This is a genomic window from Arsukibacterium sp. (assembly GCF_033722355.1).
In the GTDB taxonomy this organism is placed as follows: Bacteria; Pseudomonadota; Gammaproteobacteria; order Enterobacterales; family Alteromonadaceae; genus Alishewanella.
Genome location: NZ_JAWVZF010000096.1, coordinates 1 through 10,185, shown reverse-complemented (window position 1 = coordinate 10,185; position 10,185 = coordinate 1). Strand labels below are relative to the sequence as shown.

At 51.3% G+C, this 10,185-nt stretch carries 11 protein-coding genes; all 11 read left to right on the top strand.

Annotated features, from left to right (window positions below; translation table 11 throughout):
* Positions 1 to 473 (top strand): aminotransferase class IV (locus R3177_RS09735; RefSeq protein WP_318970845.1); only part of this gene is annotated, 473 nt, incomplete at its 5' end.
* The gene (mltG, locus tag R3177_RS09730) at positions 470 to 1,486 is read left to right on the top strand and encodes an endolytic transglycosylase MltG (RefSeq protein WP_318970844.1); all 1,017 of its coding nucleotides are present in this window, start codon (positions 470 to 472) and stop codon (positions 1,484 to 1,486) included. The genes R3177_RS09735 and mltG, both read left to right, overlap by 4 nt.
* Positions 1,479 to 2,120: a dTMP kinase gene (tmk, locus tag R3177_RS09725; protein WP_318970843.1), complete on the top strand. Its 642-nt coding sequence runs from the start codon at positions 1,479 to 1,481 to the stop codon at positions 2,118 to 2,120. The genes mltG and tmk overlap by 8 nt, the downstream gene beginning before the upstream one ends.
* Positions 2,113 to 3,036: a DNA polymerase III subunit delta' gene (gene holB, locus R3177_RS09720; RefSeq protein WP_318970842.1), complete on the top strand. Its 924-nt coding sequence runs from the start codon at positions 2,113 to 2,115 to the stop codon at positions 3,034 to 3,036. Before tmk ends, holB begins: the two co-directional genes overlap by 8 nt.
* Positions 3,024 to 3,350 (top strand): PilZ domain-containing protein, encoded by a 327-nt coding sequence (locus tag R3177_RS09715; RefSeq protein WP_318970841.1) that lies wholly within the window; start codon positions 3,024 to 3,026, stop codon positions 3,348 to 3,350. The genes holB and R3177_RS09715 overlap by 13 nt, the downstream gene beginning before the upstream one ends.
* Positions 3,351 to 3,368: 18 nt before the next feature.
* Complete coding sequence (locus R3177_RS09710; protein WP_318970840.1) at positions 3,369 to 4,151, top strand: TatD family hydrolase; 783 nt, start codon at positions 3,369 to 3,371, stop codon at positions 4,149 to 4,151.
* Between the two features lie 544 nt (positions 4,152 to 4,695).
* Positions 4,696 to 5,379 (top strand): GntR family transcriptional regulator, encoded by a 684-nt coding sequence (locus tag R3177_RS09705; RefSeq protein WP_318970839.1) that lies wholly within the window; start codon positions 4,696 to 4,698, stop codon positions 5,377 to 5,379.
* A 1-nt stretch (position 5,380) separates the two neighbouring features.
* On the top strand, positions 5,381 to 6,271 hold the full coding sequence (gene prpB / locus R3177_RS09700) for a methylisocitrate lyase (protein ID WP_318970838.1): 891 nt from the start codon (positions 5,381 to 5,383) through the stop codon (positions 6,269 to 6,271).
* Between the two features lie 63 nt (positions 6,272 to 6,334).
* Positions 6,335 to 7,462, top strand: coding sequence for a 2-methylcitrate synthase (prpC, locus tag R3177_RS09695; protein ID WP_318970837.1), 1,128 nt, complete (start codon positions 6,335 to 6,337; stop codon positions 7,460 to 7,462).
* 5 nt (positions 7,463 to 7,467) lie between these two features.
* Positions 7,468 to 10,056, top strand: coding sequence for a Fe/S-dependent 2-methylisocitrate dehydratase AcnD (acnD, locus tag R3177_RS09690; protein ID WP_318970836.1), 2,589 nt, complete (start codon positions 7,468 to 7,470; stop codon positions 10,054 to 10,056).
* Positions 10,053 to 10,185: PrpF domain-containing protein (locus R3177_RS09685; RefSeq protein ID WP_318970846.1), on the top strand; the 133-nt coding region annotated here is incomplete at its 3' end. The genes acnD and R3177_RS09685, both read left to right, overlap by 4 nt.

Here is a 10,185-nt window from a genome sequence, read left to right as displayed (position 1 = left end):
TCACCTATGGCACATTGCCGGATTACAGTACCTGGCGACAGCAGGGGGTCAGATTAGCGCTGGCTGAGCTGCGCCTGGCAGTGCAGCCGGCACTGGCTGGCTTAAAGCATTGTAACCGACTGGAGCAGGTACTGTTAAAGCAGGAAGCCAGTAACAAACAGATTGACGACTTGCTGGTGTGCGATCAACAGGGCTTTATCACTGAGGCGATTGCCGCTAATCTGTTTTTGCACCGTGCCGGCCGCTGGTATACACCACAATTAAGCCGCGCCGGCGTGGCTGGTGTGATGCGCAGCCATCTTCTATCTGTACAACCCGATATTGAACAGGTTAACTGGCAGCTGCCAGAGTTGGCCAGCGTCGATGCCATGGTACTGACTAATGCGTTGATGGGGCCCGTACCGGTGCAGTCTTATAACGATAAGAAGTTGGATCTGATGTTGGCTAAAACCTGGTGTAACGAGTTTTTATGATTAAAAAACTGTTAGTGTTGCTGTTAGTTATCGCAACTATATTGGTGCTGGCCCTGGGCTTCGGTTTACAGCAACTGGGTTTGCGTCAGATTGAATTACCCAGGCCGTACTTTACCGTTGAAGCAGGCAGCAGTGCCCGTGGCCTGTGCCAGCAATGGTTAGCCCAGGGCCAGCTTAACAACTATGATTGTCAGCTGCTGCGCTTATACTTAAAGTGGCGGCCCGGCCTTGCTCAGGTAAAACAGGGCACCTATCAGACGCCACAGACCGCAACCCTGTTGTCGTTACTTCGTTTATTTGCCTCTGGTGAGGTGGCGCAGTTCAGTCTGACCTTTATTGAGGGTGAAACAATACAGCAGGCGTTGCAGCGTTTACAGCAAGCTGAGTACTTACAGCAGGATATCAGTGACGCCAGTCAGATCCTTGCCCTGTTAACCTGGCCGGATGACTGGGGCGCCAGGCCACAACATCCGGAAGGGCTATTATTCGCCGACACGTATTTTTACACTGCTGCAAGTCGCGCCAGTGAGTTGGTGCGCCGTGCCCAGCAAGCGTTATTGCGCCAGCTGGAACTGGCCTGGCAGCAGCGGCAGGGCGAGTTACCGCTGCAAAATCCCTATCAGCTGTTGATCATGGCTTCATTAATTGAAAAGGAAAGTGGTTTACTGGCGGAAAAACCGTTGGTCAGCTCAGTATTTGTTAACCGGCTGAACCGCAATATGCGGTTACAAACCGATCCAACCGTTATCTATGGCCTGAAGGATTACGGCGGCCGGATAACCTATGCCGATTTACGTAACCCGCATCCTTATAATACCTACCGGCATCATGGTTTGCCCCCTGGCCCGATTTCGCTGGTTGGTGCCAGTGCCTTGCAGGCGGCAGCACAGCCTGATGTCAGTGATTATTACTATTTTGTCAGTCGTGGTGACGGGTCTCACGTGTTTTCACAAACCCTTGAGCAACATAATATGGCGGTGAGGAAGTTTATATTGGGGAAAGAAGATGAGTAAGCCCGGCAGATTTATTGTGGTGGAAGGGCTGGAGGGCGCTGGTAAAAGCAGCGCTATGGCAACCATTCGCCAATGGTTGCAACAGCAGAATATTTCAGTGGTCACGACCCGTGAGCCGGGCGGCACCCCGCTGGCAGAAAAACTGCGTACGTTGGTAAAACAGGTTGATAGCAACGAACTGCTGGCACCGGAGACTGAACTATTACTGATGTATGCGGCGAGAGTGCAGTTGCTGACGAATGTTATCCGGCCGGCGCTTCTTCGCGGTGACTGGGTACTGGCTGATCGGCACGATATGTCATCCCGCGCGTATCAGGGCGGCGGCCGCCAGCTCGATGAGCAGCTGATAAATAATTTGCGCAGCACTGTGCTGGGTAATACCCGGCCGGATTTGACACTCTATCTGGACATTGACCCGGCAGTCGGGCTCAGTCGCGCTGCTGCCCGCGGCGAACTTGACCGGATTGAACAGGAGCAGCTGGACTTTTTTGTCCGTACCCGGCAAAAATATCAGCAGATTGCGGCCAGTGAGCCAGACATTGTCAGTATTGATGCCAGCCAGCCACTTGACGATGTGCAGCAATGTATTGTCCATGCCCTGAGCAATCATTTTTCCGGGCAGACAGATGACTGAGCTTTATCCCTGGTTGCTGCCGCAGTTTCAGCAGATGCTGGCGCTGGTTGATAACGAACAACTTGCCCATGCGCTGGTGCTGAGCGGCCCGGCAGGCATCGGTAAAGCCAGTATGGCTGACGCGCTGGCAGCAGCATTACTTTGCAAAAACCGGCAACCGACAGGGGCATGTGGCCAGTGTAAAAGTTGTTTGCTGCGCCAGGCTGGTAATCATGCTGATTTACTGATCTTACATACTGAAACCCAGCATATTGGCGTGGATGCGATCCGTCAGTTAAATAACTTTACCCAGGGTACCGCACAACAGCATGGATCCCGGGTTGTTCTTATTCCTGTTGCTGAGACAATGACAGAAGCGGCTGCTAATGCGTTGTTAAAAACGCTGGAAGAACCGCCTGCCGGCTGTTTTATTATCCTGATAACCAATCAGTACCCGCAGTTGTCAGCAACCATCCGTAGCCGTTGCCAGCGCTGGCAGTTAACTGCCGGCAGCACCCCTGATCTGACCGATTGGTTGAACCGGCAGAGCCAAAAATCAGCGCCGGCTTTTTTGCTGGAATATTGTCAGGGAGCACCGCTGAAGGCACTGCGCCTGCTGGTGGATGACACAGCGGCCAGTCTTGAACAGGCCCTGACAACGCTCGAAGCCTATTTCAGCGGCGAGCTGGAGCTGACAAGCGTCGTCAAGCAGTTGGACCAAAATCCTGAACTCAGTGGTTTGCTGGGGTTCTATATCCGGCAGCGGCTGATCCGGCCTCTGGCGTTTTTGCGGCAGCAGGCTGTTTTAACGGCATATCAACGCTGGTGTCGTGACGCGACGCGGATTATAGGGCAGAATAGCGCCTTAGCATTAACCGGCTTATTAACCGAATTAAAATCCCTGCTGCAACATCCGGAGGCAAAATGGAAGAGCTGACCCTGGGCTTTAGCGACAATAAAGAATTATACCGTTGCTACATGCCCTTTTTTAAAAATGGTGGTTTGTTTATCCGCTCAGCCCGGCAATACAAGATGGGCCAGTCACTTGCGCTAAGCGTTACGTTGCCTGATGCTCTGGAGCCGCTGGTGGTGACGGGCAAGGTAGCCTGGGTCGCACCCCATGGCTCACAAAGTGCTAACCCGGCTGGGATTGGGGTGGCTTTTATTGATGATAAAGGTAATTTAGCCGGTAAAATTGAAAAGCTGATCGGTGGTATGCAAAACAGCACCGATCCCACTTATACAATGTAAATTTGCCTGAGGTAATTTTTGTTTGTAGATTCTCATTGTCATCTGGACAGATTAGAGCTCGATAAACTGGGACTGAGTCTGGCTCAGGTTATTGATGCTGCTGTCGAGCGTCAGGTTGAGCATATGCTGTGTGTGTCAGTCAGCCTGGCGGAGTTTGCTGAGATGGCGGCAACGGTTGCGCCCTATTCACAGGTTTCAATATCTTGTGGCGAACATCCGCTGCATCAGACTGGCACGGTAAACCCTGAGCAGTTGTTTTCCCTATGCCAGTCGCCACAGGTGGTAGCAGTGGGAGAGACCGGGCTTGATTATTTTTATGCGCCAGAGTCAAAACTGGCTCAGCAAGCGGCTTTTGTCAGCCATATTGCTGTTGCCAGAGAGCTTAATAAACCGCTGATAGTTCATACCCGCGACGCCCGCAGTGATACGATTGCCTTATTGAAATCACACCAGGCCGAACAGGCGGGTGGGGTGCTGCACTGTTTTACTGAAAGTTATCAGATGGCCAAAGCCGCACTGGATTTAGGCTTTTATATTTCTATTTCCGGTATTATGACCTTTCGCAATGCCGACGCGCTGCGCGACGTCGTTAAGAAATTACCGCTTGACCGGCTGTTAATAGAAACCGACTCACCCTATCTGGCGCCTGTACCTTACCGCGGCAAAACCAATCAGCCGGCTTATGTAACCGCTGTCGCGGAGGCGATTAGCGAACTGCGCGGTATCAGCGTCGCCAGGTTGGCTGAACAGACAACGGCTAACTTTTATCGGTTATTTCCGCTTTGTAAGTTAACTTCATGATTATTAGTTATTCTTTCAGGTGATTTTCGTGCAAAAATGCCAGATAAAAGAAGCCCAGAACCAATCCGAATTGTTCTGGGCCTAGGGGAATGGCTCATAGGGAATGAGCCGTGCGCTATCGAAAAACTGTTGCAAATTACGTATAGTCAAGTGTAGTAAAGCTCATTGATTTTTTCCTGTTGCTGCGATGTCCTGAATTCCCTGTTATGGCAAAGTTACCCACCGTTTACGCTCAGGTTATACCCAGCTTATCCCCCGCAGTTTTGCCGCAGCATGGCATTCCTGCAGTCTTTGCCCTTATTTGGGGGCAAGCATTGGTTATTTTTATTTTGAATTAAAAGTTAAATTATTAATAATAAAAAAGTCTAAAAAAAGCTGCGCTCAGCCGTACTTTAGTAATGGCAGCTGCGGCAAAACAACATTATGCCGTCAGGGCTTGTATACGACTTTAGGTGTACATTGTCGACAATCCTGCCTGTTCTGGCTTGACATAGGGCTTTAAGAAGCATAAAAAGGGGCCATTGATTATTTATGTCGACAATTTATGCATCTGGCCCATCCTGCTTTACGTCAACCTGTTACTGCTGCCGATCGGGTATTGCAGGAAATTCAGCGGGCAATTGTTGAAGGTGATATTGCTGCCGGCAGCAAAATCAGTGAACCGGAATTGGCGCGGCGCTTTGATTTAAGCCGGGCGCCACTGCGCGAAGCGCTGGCACGATTAGAGCGGTGTCACTTAATTGAACGGATCCCCAATGCCGGTGCGAGGGTCGTTACTTTGTCTACGGCCGGTTTGCTGGCGCTCTATCAGCTTAGAGAAAATCTGGAAGGGCTTGCCTGTAAACTGGCTGCAGAACATATGACCGATGCTGAAATAACCGAAGTGCGGCTGTTACTGGATCAGCACTTGTCATCGCAACGGGTGCGCGAGGGTGAAAGTTACTATCAGGAAGCCGGGGATCTGGATTTTCATTACCGGGTGATTCTGGGTAGTAAAAACAGCTATTTAATCAATATTTTATGTGATGAATTATACTATCTGGTACGCATGTACCGGGTGCAACTGGGCATGAACGGGCCCCGGGTCTCCCGGGCGTTTGACGAACATAAAGCTATTATTAATGCCATTGCTAACCGGGACGGTGAGCTGGCTGACTTACTGATGCGCCGTCATATCGCAGCATCGCGGCGCAATATCGAATTACAACTTCAACAAATGGGAAGCTGATATGGCTAACACACTGACCGCCGGCGCAAAATTTCGCGCCGCTATCTCTGCAAATAAACCGTTACAAATTGTCGGAACCATTAATGCGTACACCGCGATGATGGCCGAGCGTACTGGCCATCAGGCAATTTATTTATCTGGCGCTGGTGTGGCTAACGCTTCTTTTGGTTTACCGGACTTAGGCATGACGTCACTGAATGATGTCTGTGAAGATATCCGGCGGATTACGGCAGCGAGCAGCGTGCCGCTGTTAGTCGATGCCGATACCGGCTGGGGCGGGGCCTTTAACATTGCCCGCACCGTTAAAGAAATGACTCGCGCTGGTGCAGCAGGTTTTCATATTGAAGATCAGGTAGCGCAAAAGCGCTGTGGTCACCGGCCGAATAAAGAAATTGTCAGCCTGAACGAGATGGTTGACCGGGTGAAAGCCAGTGTCGATGCCCGTATTGATGAAAGCTTTTTTATCATGGCGCGGACCGATGCCTTAGCGCAGCAGGGCCTGGATGCAGCGCTGGAGCGGGCATTGGCCTGTGAAGCAGCCGGGGCTGATGCTATATTTGCTGAAGCAGTGCATACGCTGGAGCAATACCAGGCGTTTACCAATGCCCTGAACATTCCGGTACTGGCTAATATTACCGAGTTTGGCCAAACGCCTTTATTTAACAAAGCCGAACTGGCCAGCGTCGGCGTGGCCATGGTGTTGTACCCGTTAAGTGCGTTCAGGGCTATGAACAAAGCGGCGCTGAATGTGTATCAGTCAATTCTGGCCAATGGCGATCAGAAAGCCGTGGTCGATACCATGCAAACCCGGGCCGAATTATACGACTTTTTAAATTATCACAGTTTTGAGCAAAAACTGGATGCGCTGTTCAGCGATGGAAAAAATAAGTAAGCCGCGGCAAACTGGCTGACACAGACAATTTAACCTGAATTAATCAAGAATTGGAGCAAGACAATGGCAAATGCAAAGCAATTATCAGGAGCTGGCCTGCGCGGTCAGGTGGCAGGCAAAACCGCACTCTCAACCGTGGGTAAAACCGGCTCAGGTTTAACCTACCGTGGCTATGATGTGAAAGATTTAGCGGCAAAGTGCGAATTTGATGAAGTTGCGTTTCTTATTCTCAAAGGCGAGTTGCCCAATAAAAGTGAACTGGCCCAGTACAAAAGTAAGTTACAACGGATGCGCAGTTTACCGCAGGCGTTAAAAGATGTGCTGGAGCGGATCCCGGCATCAGCTCACCCGATGGATGTTATGCGTACCGGCTGTTCAATGCTTGGTAATCTGGAGACAGAGCAACGATTTGCTGAGCAGCAGGACATTACTGACCGGATGCTGGCGGTATTTCCAGGCATGGTGAACTACTGGTACAACTACAGCCATCATAATAAAAAGATTGATGTTGAAACCGAAGCCGGTTCGACGGCAGAGCAGTTTTTATGGACGCTGCACGGTGAAAAGCCAAGCGAGTTGCACCGTCAGGTAATGGAAGCGTCACTGATTCTATATGCAGAGCATGAGTTTAATGCCTCGACTTTTACTGCCCGCGTGTGTGCTTCTACCTTAAGTGACATGCATTCCTGTATTACCGGGGCAATTGGTTCATTACGTGGCCCGCTGCACGGTGGTGCTAATGAAGCGGCGATGGAACTGATTGAGAAGATGAAAGATCCAGAAGATGCTGAGCAGAAGCTGCTTGGCATGCTGGAACGCAAAGAAAAAATTATGGGTTTTGGCCATGCCGTTTACTCTGAGTCCGATCCGCGCAATGCCGTTATTAAAGCATGGTCAGAAAAGCTAGCCAAAGCCAATGGCGATACCCGCTTGTATGATGTGTCTGTGCGCTGTGAGGAAGTAATGTGGCGTGAGAAGAAACTGTTCTGTAATGCCGATTTTTTCCATGCGTCGGCCTACAACTATATGGGTATCCCCACTAAGTTATTTACCCCTATTTTTGTTTGCAGCCGTTTAACCGGCTGGGCAGCCCATGTGATGGAGCAGCGCGCTGATAACCGGATTATCCGGCCAAGTGCTGAGTACGTTGGCGAAGAGCCACGCAGCGTTAAACCGATTAATGAGCGGTAATAATAATGAATAGTGAATATCGTAAACCACTACCCGGCACCAACCTGGAGTATTTTGATACCCAGGCTGCGGTCGATGCTATTGAACCCGGTGCCTATGCCAAACTGCCTTATACCTCAAGGGTATTTGCCGAAAACCTGGTGCGCCGTGCCGACAAAGCCATTCTGACCGATTCGTTAAAGCAATTTATTTACCGCAAACGCGATCTTGATTTTCCGTGGTTTCCGGCGCGGGTCGTCTGCCATGATATTTTAGGCCAGACCGCACTGGTCGATTTAGCCGGCCTGCGCGATGCCATTGCAGAGAAAGGCGGCGATCCGGCCAAAGTAAACCCGGTGGTGCCGACCCAGTTAATTGTCGACCATTCATTAGCGGTAGAGCATGCCGGCTTTGAAGCCGATGCGTTTGAGAAAAACCGGGCAATTGAAGACCGGCGCAATGATGATCGGTTTCATTTTATTAACTGGACGAAAAAAGCCTTTAAAAATGTCGATGTCATTCCGCCCGGTAACGGCATTATGCACCAGATTAATTTAGAGCGGATGTCACCGGTAGTGCATGCGCTCGATGGGGTAGCCTTTCCTGATACCTTAGTGGGAACCGACAGCCACACGCCGCATGTTGATGCGCTGGGCGTAATTGCCATTGGTGTGGGTGGTCTGGAAGCCGAAAGCGTCATGCTGGGCCGGGCCAGCTGGATGCGCCTGCCCGATATTATCGGGGTGGAGCTGACCGGTAAAGCACAGCCAGGTATTATGGCAACTGATATTGTGCTGGCGCTGACTGAGTTTCTGCGCAAACAGAAAGTCGTTTCCAGCTATCTGGAGTTTTATGGCGAAGGAGCCAAAAGTTTAAGTCTGGGCGATCGGGCCACCATTTCCAATATGACGCCGGAATACGGTGCCACTGCCGCCATGTTCTACATCGACCAGCAAACCCTGGACTACCTGACCCTGACCGGCCGTGACGCCAAACAGGTGCAACTGGTTGAAACCTACGCCAAAACGGCGGGTCTGTGGGCCGACAGCTTAAACACGGCGGAATACGAGCGGGTACTGAAGTTTGATTTATCCAGTATCGGCCGCACGATGGCCGGGCCGTCTAATCCGCATGCCAGGTTGTCAACCAGCGAATTGACTGCGCGCGGTATTGCCGGCAAGTATGAGCTTGTTGATGGCAAAATGCCCGATGGTGCGGTAATTATTGCCGCTATTACCAGCTGTACCAATACCTCTAACCCGCGTAACGTGATTGCGGCCGGCCTGCTGGCCCGTAACGCTAATGCCAAAGGGTTAACCCGCAAGCCGTGGGTAAAAACCTCGCTGGCACCCGGCTCTAAAGCCGTGCAGTTATATCTGGAAGAAGGCAATTTGTTATCTGAGCTCGAGCAGCTTGGCTTTGGTATTGTCGGCTTTGCCTGTACCACCTGTAACGGTATGAGCGGCGCACTGGACCCGGTTATTCAGCAAGAAGTTATCGAGCGTGATCTGTACGCGACAGCAGTACTGTCGGGTAACCGGAATTTTGATGGTCGTATTCACCCCTATGCCAAGCAGGCCTTTTTAGCCTCTCCTGCTTTAGTGGTGGCCTATGCCATTGCCGGTACCATTCGCTTTGATATCGAAAAAGATATTTTAGGCTACGACGATAAAGGTAATGCGATTACCTTAAAAGACATCTGGCCGGATGATGCGGAAATAGATGCGGTCGTGGCGCAAAGCGTTAAGCCGGATCAGTTCCGCCGCGTGTATGAGCCGATGTTCGCTGTTGATGTCGATTACGGTGATAAGGTGACGCCTTTGTATGACTGGCGGCCACAGAGTACTTATATCCGCCGGCCACCCTATTGGGAAGGCGCGCTGGCAGGGGAGCGCAGCTTAACCGGCATGCGGCCGCTGGCAGTGCTGGGCGATAACATTACCACTGATCATTTATCACCCTCCAATGCCATTATGCCGGACAGTGCAGCGGGTGAATACCTGGCTAAAATGGGTGTGCCGGAAGAGGATTTTAACTCTTACGCCACTCACCGCGGTGACCATTTGACAGCGCAGCGTGCCACCTTTGCTAACCCCAAGCTGATTAACGAAATGGCCGTGGTCGACGGCAAGGTCAAGCAGGGCTCGTTAACAAGACTGGAGCCGGAAGGTAAGGTCGTGCGGATGTGGGAAGCCATTGAAACCTACATGCAGCGCAAGCAGCCGTTAATTATTATCGCCGGTGCCGACTATGGTCAGGGTTCATCGCGCGACTGGGCCGCCAAAGGTGTGCGCCTCGCCGGCGTGGAAGCCATTGTCGCTGAAGGTTTTGAGCGGATCCACCGTACCAATTTAATTGGTATGGGGGTGTTGCCACTGGAGTTTAAAGCGGGCACCACCCGTGAAACGCTGCAGCTCGATGGCACGGAAACCTATGATGTGACAGGTGATCGTACGCCACGGGCCGAGCTTACGCTGATTATTCACCGCAAAAACGGCGAAACGATAGAGGTGCCGGTAACCTGCCGTCTGGATACAGGCGAAGAGGTGTCGATTTATGAAGCCGGTGGTGTATTACAGCGTTTTGCCCAGGACTTTTTGCAAGGAGCCGTATAATGAGCGTTCCACAAATAAAAATCCCCGCAACCTATATGCGTGGCGGCACCAGTAAAGGGGTATTTTTTAAACTGGACGATTTACCTGAAGCCGCCAGAATGCCCGGCGCTGCCCGTGACAGCTTGTTAT

What these genes read in the sequence shown, in the direction of transcription:
- mltG (WP_318970844.1), top strand. Translation starts at nt 470, where the DNA reads ATGATTAAAAAACTGTTAGTGTTGCTGTTAGTTATCGCAACTATATTG.
- tmk (WP_318970843.1), top strand. Translation starts at nt 1,479, where the DNA reads ATGAGTAAGCCCGGCAGATTTATTGTGGTGGAAGGGCTGGAGGGCGCT.
- holB (WP_318970842.1), top strand. Translation starts at nt 2,113, where the DNA reads ATGACTGAGCTTTATCCCTGGTTGCTGCCGCAGTTTCAGCAGATGCTG.
- R3177_RS09715 (WP_318970841.1), top strand. Translation starts at nt 3,024, where the DNA reads ATGGAAGAGCTGACCCTGGGCTTTAGCGACAATAAAGAATTATACCGT.
- R3177_RS09705 (WP_318970839.1), top strand. Translation starts at nt 4,696, where the DNA reads ATGCATCTGGCCCATCCTGCTTTACGTCAACCTGTTACTGCTGCCGAT.
- prpB (WP_318970838.1), top strand. Translation starts at nt 5,381, where the DNA reads ATGGCTAACACACTGACCGCCGGCGCAAAATTTCGCGCCGCTATCTCT.
- prpC (WP_318970837.1), top strand. Translation starts at nt 6,335, where the DNA reads ATGGCAAATGCAAAGCAATTATCAGGAGCTGGCCTGCGCGGTCAGGTG.
- acnD (WP_318970836.1), top strand. Translation starts at nt 7,468, where the DNA reads ATGAATAGTGAATATCGTAAACCACTACCCGGCACCAACCTGGAGTAT.